14 protein-coding genes are annotated in these 20,828 nt (G+C 74.8%); 7 read left to right on the top strand and 7 right to left on the bottom strand.

Annotated elements, in window-relative coordinates; genetic code table 11:
* Positions 1-44 precede the first annotated feature (44 nt).
* The 4 genes from AB0H83_RS30510 to AB0H83_RS30495 all read left to right on the top strand — a co-directional run bounded on the left by AB0H83_RS30510 (position 45) and on the right by AB0H83_RS30495 (position 7,328).
* Positions 45-1,061 (top strand): phytanoyl-CoA dioxygenase family protein, encoded by a 1,017-nt coding sequence (locus tag AB0H83_RS30510; protein WP_360100732.1) that lies wholly within the window; start codon positions 45-47, stop codon positions 1,059-1,061.
* A 178-nt stretch (positions 1,062-1,239) separates the two neighbouring features.
* Positions 1,240-2,454 carry a TIR-like protein FxsC gene (locus AB0H83_RS30505; protein ID WP_360100729.1) on the top strand — a complete coding sequence of 405 codons (1,215 nt, stop codon included), beginning with the start codon at positions 1,240-1,242 and terminating at the stop codon, positions 2,452-2,454.
* Positions 2,447-6,346, top strand: a complete 3,900-nt coding sequence (gene fxsT, locus AB0H83_RS30500) for an FxSxx-COOH system tetratricopeptide repeat protein (protein WP_360100909.1) — start codon at positions 2,447-2,449, stop codon at positions 6,344-6,346. Before AB0H83_RS30505 ends, fxsT begins: the two co-directional genes overlap by 8 nt.
* A 91-nt stretch (positions 6,347-6,437) precedes the next feature.
* The gene (locus tag AB0H83_RS30495; protein WP_360100726.1) at positions 6,438-7,328 is read left to right on the top strand and encodes an alpha/beta hydrolase; all 891 of its coding nucleotides are present in this window, start codon (positions 6,438-6,440) and stop codon (positions 7,326-7,328) included.
* A 129-nt stretch (positions 7,329-7,457) separates the two neighbouring features.
* Here AB0H83_RS30495 and AB0H83_RS30490 read toward each other — a convergent pair whose 3' ends face one another.
* From AB0H83_RS30490 to AB0H83_RS30465, 6 genes are all read right to left on the bottom strand, one after another.
* A complete protein-coding gene (locus AB0H83_RS30490; RefSeq protein ID WP_360100723.1) occupies positions 7,458-8,630 on the bottom strand; it encodes a winged helix DNA-binding domain-containing protein in 1,173 nt (390 codons plus the stop codon).
* 55 nt (positions 8,631-8,685) lie between these two features.
* On the bottom strand, positions 8,686-9,393 hold the full coding sequence (locus tag AB0H83_RS30485; RefSeq protein ID WP_360100720.1) for a GPP34 family phosphoprotein: 708 nt from the start codon (positions 9,391-9,393) through the stop codon (positions 8,686-8,688).
* Between the two features lie 68 nt (positions 9,394-9,461).
* The gene (locus AB0H83_RS30480; RefSeq protein ID WP_360100717.1) at positions 9,462-14,741 is read right to left on the bottom strand and encodes a trypsin-like peptidase domain-containing protein; all 5,280 of its coding nucleotides are present in this window, start codon (positions 14,739-14,741) and stop codon (positions 9,462-9,464) included.
* A 264-nt stretch (positions 14,742-15,005) separates the two neighbouring features.
* Entirely contained in the window at positions 15,006-16,232 is a 1,227-nt protein-coding gene (locus tag AB0H83_RS30475) for a sugar efflux transporter (RefSeq protein WP_360100714.1), read from the bottom strand.
* Positions 16,233-16,297: 65 nt separating this feature from the next.
* Positions 16,298-16,954, bottom strand: coding sequence for a response regulator transcription factor (locus tag AB0H83_RS30470; RefSeq protein WP_360100906.1), 657 nt, complete (start codon positions 16,952-16,954; stop codon positions 16,298-16,300).
* Between the two features lie 17 nt (positions 16,955-16,971).
* Positions 16,972-17,820: a histidine kinase gene (locus tag AB0H83_RS30465; protein WP_360100711.1), complete on the bottom strand. Its 849-nt coding sequence runs from the start codon at positions 17,818-17,820 to the stop codon at positions 16,972-16,974.
* Between the two features lie 112 nt (positions 17,821-17,932).
* On the opposite strand from AB0H83_RS30465, the gene AB0H83_RS30460 reads away from it, so the two are divergent.
* From AB0H83_RS30460 to AB0H83_RS30450, 3 genes are read left to right on the top strand one after another with little or no spacing between them, the layout of a single operon-like run.
* On the top strand, positions 17,933-18,646 hold the full coding sequence (locus AB0H83_RS30460; RefSeq protein ID WP_360100708.1) for an ATP-binding cassette domain-containing protein: 714 nt from the start codon (positions 17,933-17,935) through the stop codon (positions 18,644-18,646).
* Positions 18,640-19,404 carry a hypothetical protein gene (locus tag AB0H83_RS30455; RefSeq protein ID WP_360100705.1) on the top strand — a complete coding sequence of 255 codons (765 nt, stop codon included), beginning with the start codon at positions 18,640-18,642 and terminating at the stop codon, positions 19,402-19,404. Before AB0H83_RS30460 ends, AB0H83_RS30455 begins: the two co-directional genes overlap by 7 nt.
* Complete coding sequence (locus tag AB0H83_RS30450; RefSeq protein ID WP_360100702.1) at positions 19,401-20,012, top strand: hypothetical protein; 612 nt, start codon at positions 19,401-19,403, stop codon at positions 20,010-20,012. Before AB0H83_RS30455 ends, AB0H83_RS30450 begins: the two co-directional genes overlap by 4 nt.
* 26 nt (positions 20,013-20,038) lie before the next feature.
* On the opposite strand, the gene AB0H83_RS30445 is transcribed toward AB0H83_RS30450, so the two are convergent.
* Positions 20,039-20,722, bottom strand: a complete 684-nt coding sequence (locus AB0H83_RS30445; protein ID WP_360100699.1) for a GntR family transcriptional regulator — start codon at positions 20,720-20,722, stop codon at positions 20,039-20,041.
* Between the last annotated feature and the right edge of the window lie 106 nt (positions 20,723-20,828).

The following is a 20,828-nucleotide window of genomic DNA, read 5'->3' as shown; positions in this document are numbered from 1 at the left end:
CGGGGGCACACCTCTGCCGATCAATGACGATCAGGAGGAGCTAGGTGACTAGCACCAACACGTTGACAACCGAAGGGCCGGGCACACTCGGCCCCGACGGCGTGGCACGGTTCTGGCGCGACGGATTCGCCGGGCCGTTCCCGCTCGGCCTGCCCGACCAGGAGCTGGCCGAGCTCGCCGACCGGTGCGAGCGCATCGTCGAGGAGCGGCACACCCAGCCGCTGTACGGCCGGTACGCGCTGCGCGACTGGCACCTCGTCGACCCCGACCTGGAGCGCGTGTTCACCCAGGAGGCCATCGTCGGGCGGGTCGTCGAGCTGCTCGGCCCCGACCTGCTGCTGTGGCGCTCGAAGATCTTCTACAAGCCGCCGGGCGCCGACGCCATCGGCTGGCACCAGGAGTGGGGCAAGTTCGACGGCGAGGAGATCGGCAACTCAACCCCCTCCCTGCAGCCCGCCGGCGACGGCGACGACGTCTGGGACCTCACGGTGTGGGTCGCCCTCGACGACGTCACCCCGGAGAACGGCCCGCTGCAGTTCGCCGCCGGCACCAACACCACGAAGGTGCCGTGGGTAAAGGTACCGATGACGCAGTCGGCCTTCTACGAGGAGCCGTTCGTCGGGCTCACCAAGGAGCAGGTCGCCGACCGGACCCGGCGCAGCGAGCTGGTCCTGGACATCGACACCGCGAACTGGCTCGACGGGTACGACGTCGCCGCGGCCAGCCTCGAGGAGCTCACCGGGTACCTGCACGGCCGCTTCGACGCGCTGCTGGCCAAGTTCACCGACTTCGAGCCGGCCCCGGGCACCGTCGCCACGATGGTGATGCCCCGCGGCAGCTTCGTCATCTTCAGCGAGCGCACCATGCACGGCTCACCGCCGAACAACTCCGACCACCGCCGCATGGCCGTGAACTGCCGCCTGACCCGCGCCGACACCCTCGTCTACCCGGGCCGCCTGCAGGGCGCCCTCATCGACGGCTCCAACCTCGACATCAGCAAGCACGAGAGCCTGCTCGTCACCGGCCGCTCCCTCGAGCCCCGCAACGTCATCCGGGGCTGACCCGCGCCACCACGACCCGGCCGGCCCCACCCAGGCCGGCCGGGTTCCTGCGCCGCGGACCTGACCTTCGCGCGAGACACCGGCGGGCGGCGTGCCGTCGCTCCGTCGGGGAATCGCCTTACATCGATTTCGGTGGTTATGCTGGACGGGGGGCGAGCACGGCGAATCGAGGTGGTCCGTGGACGCAGGGTCCCCGGCGCGGCGTGGCTCCTACTTCTTCCTGAGCTACGCCCATTCGGCGCCGGCCGTCGACGAGGTGCCGGTGGACACCGACCACTGGGTGCGGGTGTTCCACGACGACCTGACCGCCGCCGTGCGCGAGCTCGCGCGGCCCGACGCCGTCGCGGGCGCCGGGCTGGTCGAGGACCTGCTGCGGCCCGGCGGCGACTGGGGAGCCGCGCTCGCCGGCGCGCTCGGGTCCGCCGAGGTGTTCGTCGCGTTGTACTCGCCGGGGTACTTCAAGAAGGCGTGGCCGCTGCGCGAGCGGACCTCGTTCCAGCGGCGGCTGCGGCACCTGCGTGAGGGCGCCGACCGGCAGCGGCACCTGCTGCCGGTGCTGTGGTCGCCGCTGCTGACGTGGGAGCGGCGCACCGAGATCCGCGACGCGCTCGTCATCGGTGAGGGGGTGCCGGGGTACGCCGACAACGGCCTGCGGGCGCTGTGCATGCTGCGCTCGTACGGTGACGAGTACCGCGAGATCGTGCGCCGGATCGCCGCGCGGATCGTCGATGTCGCCGAGCACCACCCGATCGGGCCGTCGTGGGCGCCCGCGCCGCAGGACGTCGAGGACCCGTCCGGGGCGCCGGCCCAGCTCGTCGTCGCGGTCCTGGCCCGCACCGCCGACGACGCGCCGGACGGGCGCGCCGGGCACGTCTACGGCGCCGACGCCGGGCAGTGGCGGCCGTTCGCGGAGCCGCAGGCCCGGCCGCTGGCCGACTACGTCGCGATCACCGCCGAGCGGCTCGGGCTGCCGGCCCGTACGGCACCGATCACCGTGACCCAGCCCGCCACGACCACCGCCACCCAGACTGCGGCGGGCTCGGACAGCGCGGCGGTGCTGCTCGTCGACCCGTGGGTGGCCGCCGGCGACGGCGGTGCCGCGCGGGTGCGGGCGGCGCTGTCGGCGCTGCCGTCGTGGGTGCTGCCGGTGGTCGTGGTCGACCGGCGCGACCCGCAGTTCCAGGTCGGCGCCGAGCTGGCCGGGCGGATCGCGGGGCTGGCCGGTGAGACGGTGGCGCCGTGCGTGGTCGAGGCCCGCGACCTGCGGCACTTCCTGGAGGCGGTGCCGGTGCTGGTGACCGAGGCCCGCCGGCGGCATCTGCGGCAGGCGCCGGTGTTCATCCTGGAGCCGCAGCACACAGCGCCGCGGCCGTGGAAGCGTGGCGATGGTTGACGACCGGCGCGGGCACGTCATCACGTTCTACTCGTTCACCGGCGGCGGGGACCGGACGATGGCCCTGGCCAACGTCGCGTGGATCCTCGCCGCCGCCGGGCACAAGGTGCTCGCCGCCGACTGGGACCTGGAGTCGCCGGGCCTGCACCGCTTCTTCCACCCGTTCATGGACGCCGGCGTGTTCGACAACCAGGGCGGCGTCATCGACCTGATCCGCGAGTACGAGGACATCAGCGCCCGCCAGGACCCGCGCCGGCCGTCGGACTGGCACGAGGAGCAGGCGCGGGCCAGGCGGCTGGCGTTCCCGCTGAACACCGGATTCCGCTCCGGCGGCGAGCTGCACTTCCTGTCCGCGGGCCGGCAGAATCAGGACTACCGCGTCAGCGTCGGCGGCCTGGACTGGGACGCGTTCTTCGAGGCCCGCGAGGGCGCGCTGTTCTTCGAGGCGCTGCGGGCCAGTATGAAACGCGACTACGACTACACGCTCATCGACGCCCGCGCCGGGCTCAGCGACTTCGCCGACATCTGCACCCTGCACCTGCCGGACACGCTGGTCGACTGCTTCACCCTCAGCGACCACGGTATCGAGGGTGCGGCGATGATCGCCCGGCGGGTGGCGCGCACGTACCGCTCGCGCAACATCCGGGTGCTGCCGGTGCCGGTGCGCGTGGACCATCTCGCGGAGCAGCCGAAGCTGGACGCGGGCCGGGCGTTGGCGATGCACCGCTTCGCGCAGTTCCCCGAGCACCTCGCCGAGCCGGAGCGGGCGAGGTACTGGTCCGACGTCGAGGTGCCCTACAGCGCGTTCTACGCCTTCGAGGAGACCCTCGCCGCGTTCGGTGACCCGCCGGGCACGCGCAACACGCTGCTGGCCGCGTACGAACGGCTCACCGGCTACCTGACCGACCAGCGGGTGACCGCCCTGGCGGAGCTGCCGGAGGCCGACCGGACGCGGGGCCTGGACCGGTTCCGCCGGCAGGTGGTGACCCAGGACGACGAGATCACGCTGCGGTACGCCCCGGCCGACCAGGTCTGGGCCGAGTGGGCGGAGCGGGTGCTGCAGCGCGTCGACGTGCGGGTCAACGACCCGTGGCGGCGCCCCGGCGAGCAGGGCACCGTCCGGGCCCGCACGATGGTGCTGCTGTCGCGCTCGTACAGCGGCGCCGACAGCAGCGTGCTGCCCCGCGACGACCCGGGCGTCCGCCTGCCGCTGGCGGTCTACCTGACCGACCTGGCGCCGCTGCCCCGCTACCCGTCCAACCTGTCGGCGCACCTGCACGGCCAGCAGCACCACGACGCGGTCGAGGCGGTCCTGCGGCTCGTCGGCCGCCGCGACGAGGAGGTCGTCGCCCGGGTGGCGGTGCAGGTGGGCCGGTACCCGGGCACGCCGCCGGCGATCTTCCACGGGCCGGCCCGCAACCTGCGCTTCACCGGCCGCGAGGAGCAGCTGCGGGAGCTGCGGCAGCGGCTGCTGGAGTTCGACGGCACCGCGATGCTGCCCGGCTCCTACCCGGTCGTGCTGCAGGGCATGGGTGGCGTCGGCAAGACCCAGCTGGCGATGGAGTACGCCTACCGGTACCGCACCGCGTACGACATCGTGTGGTGGATCGACGCGGACCCGCCGCAGTTCGTCGACACGCAGCTGCTGGACCTGGGCGGCCGGCTGCACGGCCGGGCGGTGCAGACCCCGCAGGCGGTGCTGGCGGCGCTGGCCCGCGCCGACTTCCCGCGCCTGCGCTGGCTCATCGTGTTCGACAACGCCGAGGAGATCGGCGCGCTGGGCCCCTTCCTGCCGCAGGGCGCCGGGCACGTGCTGCTGACCTCGCGCAACCTGCAGTGGCGCGACACCGTCGACACGATGCCGGTCGAGGTGTTCGCCCGTCGGGACAGCATCACGCTGCTGCGCCGCCGGCTCGGCACGATCTCCACCGAGGACGCGCACCGGGTCGCCGACGCGCTGGGCGACCTGCCGGTCGCGGTCGCCGCCGCCGGTGCCTGGCTGGCCGACACGGGCATGCCCGTCGAGCGCTACCTGCGGCAGATCTTCCAGCAGGACGCGCAGGCGCTGCCGGACGACGACCCCAGCTCGTGGCAGATCGGCAAGACCTGGGACCTGTCGCTGAGCGTGCTGCAGCAGCGCTCGCCCGGCGCGTACCGGCTGCTGCAGCTGTGCTCGGTGCTCGCGCCGCAGATCGCGCCGGACCTGATCTACAGCGACGCGATGGGTGAGGCGCTGCGCCCGTACGACCCGCGCGCCGCCGACCGCATGGAACGGGCCCGGCTGGTGCAGCAGATCAACCGGCTGGCGCTGCTGAAGCTGGACGTGCGCGCGGGTATCCACGTCCACCGCCTGCTGCAGCATGTCGTGCGCGAGCGGATGTCGGCCGAGGAGATCGCCGCCGCCCGCCACGACGTGCACCTCATCCTCGCCGCGGTGCGGCCCAGCGGCGACGTCGACGACCTGCGGCACGCCGCCGGGTTCCGGATGCTGTGGCCGCACCTGGCGATCTGCGGCGCCGTGGACTGCGCCGACGAGGCGGTCCGGGAGCTGCTCGTCGACTGGGTCCGCGCGCTGTGGCTGAGCACCGCCTACGCGCAGGGCGAGCAGGCCGCGGCGTGGATCGCGGCGCGCTGGCAGGAGCTGCTGCCGGAGCGGGAGAGCGACCCGGTGGCGCGCGACGTGCTGCGCCGGCAGCTGCTCAGCCTGCGCGCCAACCTCGCCAACCTGCTGCGCGACCGGGGCAGGTTCACCGACGCGCTGGCCACCGACGAGGCGGTCCTCGCCGAGCAGCGCACCCTGTTGGGCGAGGCGAGCCCGTACACGCTGATGACGGCGGGCGGCCTGGCCGGTGACCTGCGGGCGCTCGGCCGGTACACCGAGGCGCTGCACCTGGACCAGCGCACCTGCGCGGCGTGGTCCGGCGACTACGGCGACGACTACCCGCGCACGCTCGCCGCGCACAGCGACCTCGCGGCCTCGCACCGGCTGCTCGGCGACTTCCGCGCGGCCCGCCGCCACGACGAGGACGTGTACCAGCGCCGCCGGGTCGTGCTCGGCCCGGAGCACGGCGCGACCCTGCACTCCGCCTCGATGCTGGCCCGCGACCTGCGCGACGCCGGCGACCACGAACGCTCCGTGGAGCTGCTGCGGGAGGTGCTGCAGACCGCGATCCGCGTGCACGGCGACGATGCCCGGATCACGCTCAACACCCGCGCGAACCTCGGGGTGTCGCTGCGCGGCGCGGGCCGCCCGCAGGAGGCGGAGGACCTGCTGGAGTCCGCGTACGAGCGGCTGCTGGACGGGTTCGGCGCGGAGCACCCCGACACCCTCGCCTGCCGGTTGAGCCGCGCCGTGAACATCTACGCGCTCGGCGACCTCGAGGCGGCCCGGCGCGAGATGACCGGTGTGCACGAGGCGTACCGGCACCGGCTCGGCGACCGGCACCCGCACACGATCGCGTGCCTCAACAACCTGGCGGCCGTCGACCGCGGCGCCGGGGTCCTCGCGGAGGCGCTGCACTGCGCCGGGGACGCCGCGGACGGCTTCGCCGCGGCCCTGCCGCTGGACCACCCGTACGTGCTGGCCGCCAGGATGAACGTCGCGGTGTGCGCGGCCGAGCTGGAGCCGGACGCAACCGTCCTGCAGGACCTGCGGCTGCTGCTGGACCGGCTGCGCCGGCGGATCGGCCCCGACCATCCGGACACGCTGCGGTGCGCGGCGAACGTCGCGCTGCTGCTGCGGCACCGGCCGTCCGGGGACGAGCCCGTCGACGTCGACGCGGTGCAGGTGCTGACCCGGTTGCGGGCCCGGCTCGGCGCCGCGCACCCGGTCGTGGCCGCGTTCGAGGAGCGGCGGTACCTCTACCGGGTCCTCGATCCGCACCCGTACTGATACCGTCACCGACTGCCACCAACCGGTGACGATCGCGGATCCACGTTGTGTATCTTTTTCGGACACGCGGCGAGCACACAGGAGGACTGCGGTGCCCGAACAACGGTCGAGACTGGAGGTCCGCACGGGCACCCGGGTGCTGACGTATCAGGTCGCCGGCCCCGACGACGGCCTGCCGGTGTTCCTCCTGCACGGCACCCCCGGCAGCAGCAGCGGCCCGCGGCCGCGCAACATCGTGCTGCACCGGCTCGGCATCCGCCTGATCTCCTACGACCGTCCCGGCTACAACGGCTCGACCCGGCTGCCCGACCGGCGGGTCGCCGACGCCGCCGACGACGTCGGGATCCTGGTCAAGCACCTGGGCCTGCACCGGTACGGGGTCGTCGGCCGCTCCGGCGGCGGGCCGCACGCGCTCGCCGTCGCCGCCCAGCGACCCGACGAGGTCATCGCCGCCGCCGTGCTGGTCAGCGTGGCCCCGGCAGACGCGCCGGACCTCGACTGGTTCGGCGGGATGGCCGACTCCAACGTGGAGGCGTACACGATCGCCGATGCCAGCCCGACCACGCTCGCCGAGCGGATCCGGCTGCGGGCCGAACGGATCCGCCGCGACCCGGAGAGCCTCATCGAGGTGCTGCGCGACGAGCTGCGCGACCCGGACCGGCGCATCGTCGACGACACGTCCATCCGGCGCCTGCTCGCCGAGACCTACGCGGAGGCGCTGCGGCTCGGCGCCGACGGCTGGATCGACGACGCGCTCGCGCTGCGCGGCAACTGGGGCTTCGACCTGGGTGACATCACCGCGCCGGTGCGGCTGTGGCACGGCGAGGACGACAACTTCTCCCCGGTGAGCCACACCCGGTGGCTGGCGCGGCAGCTGGCGCGCTGCGAGGTGCAGGTCCAGCCGGGCGCGGCGCACTTCGGTGCCATGGAGATCCTGCCGCAGATGCTCGACTGGCTGAAGTCCCGCACCGCCCCGGCCTGACGCCGCTGTCATCGCTGGAAGTACTCGCCGTTCCAGGTGTACCGCAGCTCCTGCGACGCCCCGTTGCCCGGCGGGCCGGCTCGCAGCCCGCCGCGCCAGCGGCGGCGTGACGGACGGTGCGCACGACGGTCAGTGACCCTGCATCGCCGGGGAGCGGTACACGCTGGGGACGCGGAACCCGGCGCACCACTCGGTGAGGCGGGCGGCCTCGGCGTCCAGGGCGCGGCGGGCGGCGGCGGGGACGTCCTCGAGCAGCCGCACCTCCACCACGCCCGCCGGGTCCTGGACCCAGCAGCCGACGACACGGCCGTCGACCCACGCGGTGGTGCCGGCGTTGCCGCGGCGGTCGAAAAGCAGGTCGCGGTGCGGCGCGGCGGGTCCGCCGAGGTAGAAGTCGCGCTGCTGCCAGCCCATGACGGTCGGGTCGAGCACCGGCAGCAGCGCCGCCCACGGGCCCGGGTCGGCGACGTCGTCGAGGTCGTCGGGCAGGAGCCAGCCGGTGCCGCCGCCGTCGAGGGAGACCGCGACGGCGTCCAGGGCGGCGAGCGCGGACCGCACGATGCCCTTGGTGGCGCCGAACCACCAGACCAGGTCGTCCTCGGTGCCCGGGCCGAAGGTGTACAGCCAGCGGCGCACCAGCTCGCGGTAGCCGTCGGCGGCGGTCCACCACGACTGCGCGTCGGGCAGCCACTGCGACATCGGGGTCCAGCGGGGGCGGGACACGTGCCAGCCGCCGGCGTTGACGCCGCGCACCACGTCGGCGGCGGCGCTGAGGTAGGTCAGGACCCGCGTCGCGGCCTTCGGGTCGGCGTTGGTGACCGCGAGCGTCACGTCGATCATCGGTACGGCCCGGCGGATGTCGGCGGCCGGCCGGCCGTCGGCGGCGCCGGCGAGCGCGTCGAGGACGGCGGCGCGGGCCTGGTCGACCCAGTCGCCGCCGGCCGAGGCGAGACCGGACTGCACGACGTCCTTCGCGAGGCGGGCCCGTTCGGTGGCGGCGACCCGTGCCGACGCGCTGGGCCACACCGCCGGCAGCAGGTCGCGCGGGAACACGAACAGCGTGCGCCGCATCGCGAGCTGCTTGACCAGGATGCGGTCCTGGTACAGGGCGCGGTCCACGTCGGCGGGGTGCAGGTCGGCGACGCGGGCCCGGCACGCCAGGTGCACGGTGGCCGGCTCGGTGGCGTGCAGCACGGTCATCGCCCGGGTGGCCGCCTCCGGGGTGCCGGCACGGTGCGCCGGTGCGAGGGCGTGCCGGACCGCGAGCCGGGCGCGGCGCTGCTGGTCGCTCACGTGGCGCATCCGGGCCATGCTACTGATCGTCGCGGCGGGCCCGGACGCCCGCCGCGGACGTCGGTCAGTTGACGGCGTCGGGTGTGGGCGCGGCGGGGCGGGCGGTGCCGAGCGCGGTCTGGATCGCCTTGACCAGGACGCTCACCACGAGCGCCACCGACGGGCGGATCGAGGACTCCTCCATGCTGACCGTGCCGGTGAAGCCGGCGTGGTCGCTGATCTCCTGCAGCCGCTGGCGCGCCGCCACGATCTCGTCGCCGCTGAGATACAGCGCGGGCTCCATCCGGGCCGCGGCCACCAGCGCGGCGAGGGCGGCGGTGCGCTCGTCCGGCACGTCGTCGCCGGTGAGGGCGCGGCCCAGCCGGGCGCGCAGCTCGTCCTCGACGGTCGGGTCGGCGGTCGGGTACCGGTGCACGTGGATGAAGCCGAGCTGGGTCTCGTCGACGTCGCGCAGGATGCCGCGGCCGCACAGGTCGGCGAGGACCCGGTCGCGCAGCCCGTGCCGCAGCCGTTGCAGCCAGGACGCCGGCGTGTGCGGGGTGTCGGCGGCGACCCGGGCGAGGACCTCGTCGGCGATCGGCTCGCCCGTCGGTGCCGCGTTGACGACCACGATCATCCCGCCGGCGTACGCCAGCCGGCCGGCGAGCGCCAGATCGACCAGGACCCCGGCGGCCATGCCCAGGTCAAGGCCGATGTGGGAGCCGGTGGCCTTGCCGGACTCGTCATCGTAGGCGAGCAGGAGCAACTCCTCCGCCAGTGCAACGGAACTCATGGCTCGGAACGGTAGCGCGCCCCCGCTCGTCCCGCACTACCGTGTCCGCTACATGTATGGCTCCGCCGTCAACCGGTGAGGACCTCATCGGCGAGGCGTTTGACCGCCGCCGTCCCCAGCGGACCGGCGATGCCGACCGGGACGCTCCACCGGCCGATGGTCCATGCCTGTGCCAGCAGTTGGCGGGCGCGGACCGGCTCGTCGCGCGCCTGCAGCACCTGCGCCAGGAGGCTGAGGTTGCGCGCCCGGTGGTTGAGGTCGGTCGTCGCCCGGGCGAGGTCCTCGGCCCGCTCGTGGTCGCCGAGCGTGGCGGCCGCCTGCACCAGCCGGGCAATCGCCTGGCCCTGCAGGTTGGGGTTGTGGATGTCCTGGACGTCCTGCTCGACGAGGCCGACCAGGCGCCTGGCCCGCTCGTGGTCGCCGCCGGCCAGTGCCACCTCCGCCAGCCCGGCCAACGCCTCGGCTCTGCGGTCCGCGCCCGCGAACGCCCGGCTGAGCTCCTCGACCCGGTCGGCGAGCCGGGCGGCGCGGGCGTGGTCGCCGCGGGCCGCGACCGCCGCGACCAGCCGGGTCAGCACCTCCACCTGCGGGAACATGCTGGAGATGGACGGGACCAGTCGCTCGACGTGCTCGGCCAGGCGCTCGGCGCGCAGGCGCTCGTGCGGGTCGGTCCCCGTCGCCTTCAGCAGGTGCAGCGACGCGTCCGCCTGCCGGTACGGGTCGGCGATGGCCTCGACGCAGCGTTCGGCCTCGCCGGCCAGGCGGCGGGCGCGGCCGGGCTCGCCGTCCGCGACGGCCGCGGCCACCAGCCGGATGACCGCGGTGGCCCGCACGTGCGCGTCCGCGATGGCCGTCGCGGCGCGTTCGGCCGCGCTGTGGTCACCGCCAGCCGCGATCGCCTGGGCCAGCAGGCCCGTCGCCTGCGCCCGGTCCTGCGGGTCGGTGGCGGCGCGGGCGGCCTGCCCGGCACGCTCGGTCAGCGCCACCGCCGCGGCGTGCCCGGCGGCGGCCACTGCCAGCCCGGCCAGCGCCTGCGCGCGGCAGCCGGCCGCGACGGCGGCGTCCACGAGGCGCCCGGACCGGTCGAGGAGCCGCCCCACCTGCTCGCCGTCGCCGGCGACCGCCCGCAGCAGCCGGGCCAGCACCTCCAGCTGCCGGTCCGGTCTGGTCACGGCAGGGACCAGTTCGGCGGCGCGCCCGGCCAGCCGCCCGGCACGGCCGTGGTCGCCGAGGGCGGCCACGGCGTCGACCAGCCGGCTGAGGTCGTGCACCCGCTCGTAGGGATCGGCCGCGGCCCGGGCCAGCCGCTCGATGCGTTCCCCGAGCCGCCGGGCCCGTTCCTGGTCGCCGCCTGCCGCGGCGGCGACCGCCACTCCGGTCAGCACCGCCGCCTGCCGGACCGGGTCGGCGATCCGGCCGGCCATCGCTTCGGCGCGGTCGTACGTCCCGCCGGCCGCGGCCGCCTCCGCGGCTTCGGCCCACACTTCCGCCAGCCGTGCCGGGCTGCCGATCGCCGCGGCCAGGCGCTCGGCGCGCGCGTCATCACCGGCGGCGGCGACCATGCCGACCAGCCGGGCCAGGGCGTGCTCCCGCTCGCGGGAGTCCTCGATCGGCCGCAGGAAACGCTCCGCGGTGTCGAAGTCACCGCGGCCGGCGGCCGCGTGCATCAGTCGCGCCTGCACCGTCCACTGGTCATACGGGCTGAAGATCGTCGAGATGAGCCGGTCGACCTGGTCCAGGTCGCCGGCCGCCAGGGCGGCCTCCGACACCAGGGTCACGACGTCCGCCTCGAGCATACCGTCCACCGTCGCGGCGACCCGCTCTGCTTCGTCGAGGTCACCGTCGGCGAGGGCCAGGTCCACGATCCTGGCGAGGACGGCCCCGCGCAGATCCACGTGCCAGACCTGCTCGGCGAGCTGTTCCGCGCGGCCGCGGTCGCCCGTCGTCACCGCCAGGTGCGCGAGCCGGGCCAGCAGGTCGGCCAGCGGCAGGGGCCGGCGCCCGGTGGCCTGCAAGGCCCGCTCTGCGGCGTCGACCAGCCGGCGGACGCGGTCATGGTCGCCGCCATCGGCGACCGCCTCCGCCAGCTCGATCAGCAGCAGCGCCTGCGGATACGCCGCGTCGGCCGCCACGATCAGCCGCTGCGCGCGGCCGGCCAGCCGGTCGGCGCCCGCCGGATCACCGTCGGCCGTGCGCGCCGCGGCCGCCCCGATCAGCGCCTGGACGCGCACATACCTGCCGCTCGCCACCATGAGGCGCTCGGCCCGCTCGTCGTCACCGGCGGCGAGGCACGCGGCGGCCAGCTCGATCAGCGTCAGCTGCCGGTGGCCGCCGGCGGTGGCGGGCGCGTCGGAGCGGTCGAACGCGTCGGGTCCGCCGATCGACAGGTCTGCCGCCTGCTGCATCAGTTCCCGGTCTCTGATCGCGGCGGCAAGGTCCATCACGCGGTCGAGGACCGGCTGCCCGGGCAGGACCACGTCCGCCGCGGCCACCGCGACGCTCAGGCCCAGCAACGCCTGGCACCGCTGGCGCGGATCCGCCATGGCGTCGGCGAGCCGCTCGGCGACGTCGAAGCGCTCGCGCAGCATCATGGCATCCATGAAGTCCGCCATCGCCTGCGCGTCCCGGCCGGGTGGCGCGCCGGCCTGGACGATCCGCTCGGCGAGGTCGCGGTGGCCGCCCGCGACTGCCTGCTCCACCAGCTGCGGCAGCAGCCGCGAACGTCCGCAGCGGCGGCCGACGGTCTGCGCAATCCGCTCGGCATGCCCGCGGTCGCCGGCAGCGGCGACGGGCAGCAGGCGGATCAGGCTCCGGCACGCCACCTCCGGGTCTCCGGCGGCCTGCGCCAGCCGCTCGACGCGGTCGATGAGGGCGGCCGCCCCGCCGGGGTCGCAGCCCGCGACGGCCTCGGCGAGCGAGGTCAGCGCCTCGGTCAGCTGTGCCTCGTTCCGCAGGCCGGCGAGGGCCCGCTCGGCGTGCCCGGCGAGGCGCCGGGTCCGGTCGTGCCGGCCGGCGGCCGCGGCCTCTTCCGCCAGCCGGACGTACACCAGCGCGCGTTCACCGGCGTTGGTGACGGCCCGGGCCAGCCGGTCGGCCCGGTCGTCGTCGCCGGCCGCCGCGGCCGCCGCCGTCGCCAGCCGGGCGAGCAGCACCGAGCGCTGCGGTTCGGTCACCGACCGGGCGAGCCGCTCGGCCCGGTCGTGCTCGCCCCGGTCGGCGGCCGCGCTCGCCACCCGCCACAGCTCCACCGCGCGGTGGTCGGGATCGGACAGTGCATCGAGGAGCCGCTCCGCGTGGCGGTCGTCGCCGTTCGCGACGAGCACCTCGATCACGCCGGTCAGTGCCTCGCGCTTCGGGTCAGGGCGGCTGATGCTCATGGCGAGTGCTTCGGCGCGTCCGGCGTGCCCGAGCGTGGCCCACAGTGCCGGCAGGCGGGCCGGGATGTGTGCGGTGCCGTCCAGCAGCTCGTCGCGCCGGTACGCCAGCCGCGCCGTCGCGGTCAGATCGGGCTCCGGCTGCCGCAGGATCAGCTGTTGTGCGGTGGTGATCTCGCTCAGGGCCGCCGCGTCGGCGTTCGTGGTCCGCTGCAGCCAGCCGCGGCGCCGGCCGTCGAGGGCGAGTGCGGCGAGGCGCCGGTGGTCCTGGTCCGCGGTGAGCGTGCGGGTGTATGCGCGCAGCAGGTACGTCGGCGTGTCGTCGGGCCATCCGCGGTCGCGGTGCTCGTCGGCCCAGGCGTGGATCCTGGTCAGGTACCGCTGCAGCTGGATGCGGCCGAGCTTCGCGATGGCCTCCGTGCGCAGGGTCTCGTGCGCGAAGAGGTAGACGTGCTGCGGCGCCGCGGCGGCGGGGTCGGTGCGGCCCTGGACGGTGCGGCCGAAGACGCCGCCGAGCAGGTCTTCGATCTCGTCGCGGGCACCGCCGGTGAGGTGTTCGAGGTCGTCGATGGTGAGACCGCCACCGCTCGCGGTGATGCACCCGACGATGTCGCGGCGCAGGCCGCCGGCGGACAGCAGCCGGCTGAGCTCGAGCCGTGCCTCCCTGGCGATCTCGCCGGCCCAGGGTGACGGGTCCAGCCTGCGGACCCGGCAGGTGCGGATGGGGTGGTCGGCGGGCACGTCGTGCGGTATCGGCGGGTGTGGCCGGCCCGCCAGCAGCACCCGCAGCCCTGCGGCGGGGTGTTTCGGCAGCAGCGAGGCGATGCTCGGCAGGGCCGGCCGGACATCGGCGCCGGTGTCCTCGTCGATGCCGTCGACGACCAGCACGAGGCGCTGCCCCTTGCGGGCCGCGTGGTCGGCGGCCTCCAGCAGCAGGCGCCGCCGGTGCGCGTCGCGGCTGGCCGGCACGTGCAGCGCCGGCAGGGGCTGGCCGAGGTACGCGGACAGCTGCTCCAGCAGCGCCTCGGTGAAGGCGGTACTGTCCGTCTGGCTCGCCAGCCGGGCGGTGATGAAGAAGGACACCACCACGACGTTGGCCGGCGGGTCGAGCACGAAGGTGGACAGCAGCGCCGTCTTGCCCGCCCACGGGCCGGCCTGCCACCACAGGTAGGGCTCGTCGCCCGCGCAGAAGGCCGTCAGCTCGTCCCGCTCGCGTTCCCGGTCGACGAGCCCGTGGCGGGGCGCGATGTCGCGGACCTGCGCCTGGTACGCGGAGGCCACCGTGGCCGCACGCGACGGCGGGACCACGTCGGCGAGGTCGTCCGGCGTGGCGAGACCGAGCGCGGCCGCGAACGCCGTGGCCGCGGAGGTGTCGAGTGCGTCCAGGCAGCGGTCGATCCGGGCGGCGGTCAGCCGGTTGAGGCCCTCCCGCGGGTGATGGTGGGTCACCACGCCGATCAACCGGTCCCCGACGAACACCGGCGCACCGGACATGCCCTCCCAGGGCGAGACGCCGGCCGGGTCGGCGGCCGGCGGCGCCACCGTCACCTGCAGGGTCGACTCGCGCCCGTTGGCGAGGACGGCGACGCTGCCCGGTTCGTGGGCCAGCACCCGGAACCGCGCCGGCGTCGAGGCGCCCGGTTCGCGGACCTTCCACCGGGGATAGCCGAAGATCGCGACGTCGAGAATGGCCGGCTCGTCGGCCAGCCGGCCGACCTGCTGCCGCCCGCCGTCAGCTCCGGCGGGCACGCTCAGCACGGCGAGGTCGGCGTCGTCGTCGGCGAACCGTACCGTGCCCGGCACCGTGCGCGCCGAGGCGCCCCCGGCGTCGAACCGCACCTCGACCGAGGTGGCGTCGGCAAGTACGTGTGCCGCCGTCAGCACGGTGGTCGGCGTCACCTGGTAGCCGGAGCCGTGGTATCGGTGGCCGTCCCGCCGCGTGGCGACGATCGAGACGACCCGCCGGGCATCCACCAACCGTCTCCCGCCTGCTCATGCCGCCACCTCCGCTGCGCTCCGGCGCCGCCCTGAGCCCCCACCCTGAGCCCATGATTCGCAACCCTCCGCTGCGCTCCGGACCGCTCATGCCGCCACCTCCGCTGCGCTCCGGGCTGCTCATGCGATCACGATCGACAGCGGGAAATGTCGTTGCAGATCATCGCAGGGCCGGCACGCGCGGTGAAGGACCGACCGCGCCGTGTCGGGTGTCCGTGGGAACACGACGGTCCGGCCGGACGGTCACCGCACCGCGTACCCGGCGGTGGCGGGGCGGCGGCGGACCGCGGTGGCGAGCAGCAGCAGGAAGCCGGCCGCGCACAGGGCGGTCGCCATGCCGAACGCGGAGCGGTACCCGAGGTGGGCGGCCAGGCCGAGCAGCGGGCCGGCGACGATGGCGCCGATCGGGAACGTGTTGGTGAACAGGGTGGTGGCCCGGCCGGGCTCGCTGGGCAGCATGTCCTGCATGTAGGAGATGCCGACGCCGGAGACCGCGGAGATGAACAGCGCGTTGACCACCTGGGCGGCCGCGAGGACCCACAGGTCCGGCGCCACCAGGCCGATCGCGTAGTAGGCGACCCCGCACGCGCTGCCCAGCACGATCAGCAGGCGCAGGCTGAACCGGGTCGTCAGCGCGCCGAGGGCGAGCATCAGCGGGATCTCCAGGGCGGCGCACAGGCCGAGGATGAGCCCGGCCCGCGAAGGGTCGCCGTGCAGGTCCTCCCGGATGAACAGCGGCAGCGCCTGCACGACGAGTGTCATCGGTACCTGCATCAGCACGAACGCCACGACGGTGACCGGCAGCACCCACCGGGCCGGCGGGCCGGCGGCGGTGACGGGGCCGGTCTCGGGCTCGGGTGCGCCGGGCTCGGGGCGGCCGACCTCGTCGAGCCAGACCACGGCGACGAGGATGGCAAGGGCGTACATGGCGGCCGCCAGCCCGTACACGAGACCGAACCCGCCGACCTCCAGCAGCACCGCGGCGAGGGCCGGGCCGCCGACCCAGGCGAGGGAGAACACGGTGCGCATCGTGCTGATGCCCATCGCCGCGCGGCCGGGGTTGTCGCGTTCGAGGATCTGGCGGGCGTACGCGAACGACTGCGGGAACAGCGCACCGGCGAACGCGGTCGCGGTGACGGCCAGCGCGAGCAGCACCCAGTAGTCGCGCACGAACACCGTCACGAGGCTGCCGACGAGGCCGGCCGCGGCCGCGGCGATGAGGATCCGCCGGCGGATCGGCCAGCGGTCCGACGCGCGGGCGACGAGGGAGGAGATGAGCACGCCGCTGAGCGGGGAGACGATCAGGAAGACCGTGACCCGCGCCGGCCCGGCGTGCACGTCGGTGCTGAGGAACAGCGCCAGGAACGGGAACACGACGGCGACGGAGATGCCGACGGCGAGGAACATCAGGCCGAGCGGGAGCAGCGCACGACTGAGTGGCCGCTTGCGCGGCGCGGCGGCCAACGTCATGCGCAGACTGTACCGCTACAGTCCGGGGCGCGCGAGGCGGTTTCCGGCCCTGGTTCCGCAGGTGGTCACGGGCGGGGCCGGACCAGACCGGCATCGAAGGCGGCGATCACCAGCTGCGCCCGGTCGCGCGCCGCGAGCTTCGCCATGAGGTGCGTGATGTGCGTCTTCACCGTCTTCACGGAGATCGTCAGGGCGGTGGCGATCTCGTCGTTGGACAGCCCGCCGCCGATCAGCGTCAGCACCTCGACCTCGCGGCCGGTGAGCCGGCGCAGCGCCGGCGTCGGGCGGTCCGGGCGGGGCGCCGCCACGTAGTGCGCGACCAGCCGGGTGAGGATCGACGGCGCGAACAGCGACTCGCCGCGATGCGTGCGGCGGATCGCCTCGATGAGTTCCTCCGGGCGGGCGTCCTTGAGCAGGAACCCGGACGCACCGGCGTGCAGCGCCTCGTACACGTACTCGTCCAGCTCGAACATGCTCAGCACCAGCACCCGGGCGGCGGACAGCGACGCGTCGGCGCAGATGCGGCGGGTGGCCTGCAGGCCGTCCAGGTGCGGCATCCGCACATCCATGAGGATCACGTCGGGCCGGGTCGCGCGGGCGCGGGCGACCGCGTCGGCCCCGTCGCCCGCCTCACCGACGACGGCCAGATCCGGCTCGTTGTTGATGATCATCGCGAGGCTGTGGCGCAGCAGCGGCTGGTCGTCCACCAGCAGGACACGGATGCCACCCGTTGCTTCCGTCACGCCGGCCCGTCCGGGATGCGGGCGGTGACGCGGAAGCCGGCGTCGACGCGCTGCGCGGTCAGGATGCCGCCGAGGCTGCCGACCCGCTCGCGCAGGGCGGCGAGGCCATGCCCGGCGCCCGGCGAGGCGTGCCAGCCGTCGTGCCCCGGACCCGCGTCGGACACCGCGACCACCACGTGCCGCCCGTCACGGTGCACCTCGACCCGCACGTCGGTCGGGCCGGCGTACCGGGCGGCGTTGTTCAGCGCCTCGCGGACCGTCTTGCACACGGCGACCTGCACCCCCTGCGACACCTCCCCGAGCGGCTCGACGGTGAGGCGGGTGCGCAGCCCGGCGACCGCCGCGCCGTCCACGATGCGGGGCAGGTCGTCCAGGCCGTCCAGCGGCGCGCGCAGCCCGGCGGTCTCCGGCTCACGCAGCACGGTGAGCATCCGGCGCAGCTCCGCGGTCGCGTGCCGGCTCGCGTCCTCGATGTCGGTGAGCGCAGCCGCCACCTCGGGCGGCTTCGGCAGGTGCCGGGTCGCCGCCGCGCGGACGGTGATGAGCCCCAGGCCGTGGGAGACGATGTCGTGCAGGTCTCCGGCGATGCGCAGCCGCTCGGCGAGCACCGCCTCCGACGCCGCCCACGCGGTCAGCCGCGACTCGTAGGCCCGGCGGTCGGCGCGGGCCCGCCGCACCGCCCACCCGGCGGCCGTGGCCGCCCCGGCGACCATCGCCCACGGCACCACCGTGGCGGCCGGGCCCTCCCCGCCGACGGTGCACAGGGCCATCAGCAGCACCAGCGCCGCGATGACGAGCACCGGCAGGACGCTGAAGCGCCCCGACGGGCGCGGGTGGGCGTTCACCACGCCGACTGTAGTGCTCAGACCAGGGTCTGAGAGCCCACGGTCCGAGGCGGGCGCCGTGTTGCGAGCGCGGGCCGATGCACCGCGGCGCCCGCCCCGGTTGACTCGCCCTATGATCACCATCGATCGCGTCAGCAAACGCAGAGGCAGGACGCAGGTCCTGCACGACGTGACCCTCGAGGCGAGGCCCGGGCGGGTCACCGGGTTCCTCGGGCAGAACGGCGCCGGCAAGACCTCGACGCTGCGCGTCCTGCTCGGCCTGGACCGCCCGCAGCGGGGCACCGCGCTCGTCTGCGGCCACCGGTACCGCGACCTGCGCCGCCCGATCACCGTCGTCGGTGCGCTGCTGGACGGCAGCGGCGCGCACCGGGCCCGCACCGCCCGCGCCCACCTGCGCTGGGTCGCGGCCAGCAACGGGCTGCCCGCCGGCCGCGTCGAGGAGGTCCTCGACGTCGTCGGCCTCACCGGCGACGCCGGCAAACGGGCCGGCCGCTACTCCCTCGGCATGAGCCGCCGGCTCGGGCTCGCCGCGGCGCTGCTCGGCGACCCTGCGGTGCTGGTCCTGGACGAGCCGGTCAACGGCCTGGACCCGGCCGGGATCCGGTGGATGCGCGGGTTCCTGCGGGCGCAGGCGGCGCAGGGCCGCACCGTGCTGCTGTCCAGCCACCTGATGGGCGAGCTCGCCGAGATCGCCGACGACGTGGTCGTCATCCACCGCGGCCGGATCCTCGCGCAGGGCGGGCTCGCCGAGGTCACCGGCGCGCACGCGACGCTCGAGGACGCGTTCTTCGCGCTCACCGCCACCGAGACCGGCGGCGCGTGGTGACCGCGTTCCGGCACGCGGTCCGCGCCGAGGTCCGCAAGCTGCTCGGGCTGCCGACCGCGTGGCTCGGGCTGGCCGCCGGCACGCTGCTGGCGCCCGCGATCGTGCTGCTCAACGCGCCGTACACCCGCCGCGCCATCGCCGACGGCACCATCGCCGACCCGTCCGACCTCGGGTTGCAGGACCTGGGGATCGGGCTCATCGGACCGATGGTGCTCGGGGTCGTCATCGTCAGCAGCGAGTACACGTCGACCGGCCCGGACGCGCCGCGCGCCCGCCAGCTGACCGCGACCCTCACCGCGATGCCCGGCCGGCTGCGGCTGCTCGCCGCGAAGGCCGCCGCGCTGATCCTCGTCGCGGCGGCGCAGGCGGCGCTCGTCGCCACCGCCGTGCTCACCCTGACCCAGGTCCTGCTCGGCGGGCACGTGCCGGTCCCGGCACCGGCCCGCATCGCCGCCGCCGTCCTGTACTGGGTGCTGACCGCGCTGCTCGCCTACGCCGTCACGCTGATCACCCGCAACGGCGTCGTCCCGCTCACGTTCCTGATCGTCAACAGCACGGTGGTGTCGGTGTCGTACCTGCTGACGAAGGTCACCGACCTCGCCGTGTACCTGCCGGACATCGTCGGCGCGCAGATGTTCATCCGCACGGCCGACTTCCCGGTGCGGGTCGCGCCGGTGACCGCCGGGCTGGTGATGACCGGCTGGGTCGCGGTGCTGCTGGCGGTCGGCGCCGCCCTGTTCCACCGGCGCGACGCGTGACGGCGCTGCACGCCGAGCTGCGCAAGCTGGTGACGCTGCCGTCGCTGCGGCTGACCGCGCTGCTGACGCTCGCCGCGACCGCCCTGCTCGCGTACGCCTCCGCGGCGGCCGGGCAGCGCTCAGGGCTCGGGCCGCTCGGCTACACGCAGGCCGGGTTCCTCGTGTTCGGCGCCCTGGCCGCGGCCTCGGAGCACCAGGGCGGCGAGCAGGTCCGCGCGACGCTGCTCTCGATGCCCCGCCGGCTGCCCCTGTACGGCGCCAAGACCCTCACCCTGGCGGCGGTGGCGGCACCGTTCGCCGCTGCCGTGGCCGCGACGAGCACCGTGCCGGCCGGCGAGGCGGGGCGGGCCCCGGCCGCGACGGCGTACCTGACGCTCACGACGCTGCTCGCCGCCGCGGCCGGGACCCTGCTGCGCCGCGCCGAGGCGGCCGTGGTGCTGCTGCTGGCCGGGTACTTCGTCGCCTTCCCGCTGCTGCGCGACCGGTGGGGCGCCGCCCTGCCGGACACCGCCGCCCTGGACCCGTCCCGCGGCACGGCGGCGAGCCTGGCCTGGACGGCGTGCGCGCTGCTGGCCGCCGGCGCCGTGTTCCACCGGCGCGACGCTTGAGCCGCCCTTGACTCGAAAGGGCTGAGCTACGTCCTTGCCCGCATCACCTGCAGCGCGTTGTCCAGCCCGGACTTCAGGTGCTGCTCCATGAGGTCGGCCGCGCCACGGCCGTCGCGCTCGGTGATGCGTTCCAGGATGGCGACGTGCTCCTTGTAAGCCGCGCGGGCCCGGTCGGGGTCGTTTCCTGAGCGGGCCCGGGCCAGTCGCAGTCGGCCGTGTATTTCCTGAGTCTGCGTGCGTAGTGCCTGGTTGTGAGCGAGTGCGACGAACTGCTCGTGAATATCGATCTTGGACGGGTAGGGCGCATCCGACTCTTCGAGGATGTCCCGCGTACGGTCGAGTTCGGCGCGAAGTTGCGCGATCTGCTCTTCGGATGCCCGGTCGGCGCCGAGCCGCAAAGCGTAGGACTCGATAGCGATGCGCAGTTCGTACAAATCACGCAGGTCGGCCTCGGTGACCGAATGCACGTAAGCGCCCTTGTGGGTGACGATAGTGAGAATGCCTTCGGAGGCAAGCCGCTGGATCGCCTCGCGCAACGGGCCACGGCTGATGCCCAGCGACTCAGCGATCACCACCTCGTTGAGGCGCTCGCCCGGGCGTATTTCGCCACCGAGCACCATCTCGCGGAGCTCCCGCTCGGCCAGCGTCGCAACGGTCGCCCGCTCGGAGCCGATCCGGCGTGACTTGCGAACGATTTCGGGCTCACCCACCGCGAAACGGTACCACGGTTGACAGATGACAGTCAGCCATCTCGATGAGCTCGATGAACGTGCCAGACGAGCTGCGGCAGTGGCTCAGCGGAGAGCCCGTGGGGCA

It is taken from the genome of Dactylosporangium sp. NPDC050688 (assembly GCF_040654515.1).
GTDB lineage: Bacteria > Actinomycetota > Actinomycetes > Mycobacteriales > Micromonosporaceae > Dactylosporangium.
Note: the sequence above shows the minus strand (reverse complement) of the source record. Positions and strands in the feature narration are given on the sequence as shown.

Bases quoted from the DNA above. Each gene is read 5' to 3' on its own strand.
- AB0H83_RS30460 (WP_360100708.1), top strand. From the start codon at position 17,933: ATGATCACCATCGATCGCGTCAGCAAACGCAGAGGCAGGACGCAGGTC.
- AB0H83_RS30485 (WP_360100720.1), bottom strand. From the start codon at position 9,393: ATGAGTTCCGTTGCACTGGCGGAGGAGTTGCTCCTGCTCGCCTACGAT.
- AB0H83_RS30475 (WP_360100714.1), bottom strand. From the start codon at position 16,232: ATGACGTTGGCCGCCGCGCCGCGCAAGCGGCCACTCAGTCGTGCGCTG.
- fxsT (WP_360100909.1), top strand. From the start codon at position 2,447: ATGGTTGACGACCGGCGCGGGCACGTCATCACGTTCTACTCGTTCACC.
- AB0H83_RS30490 (WP_360100723.1), bottom strand. From the start codon at position 8,630: ATGCGCCACGTGAGCGACCAGCAGCGCCGCGCCCGGCTCGCGGTCCGG.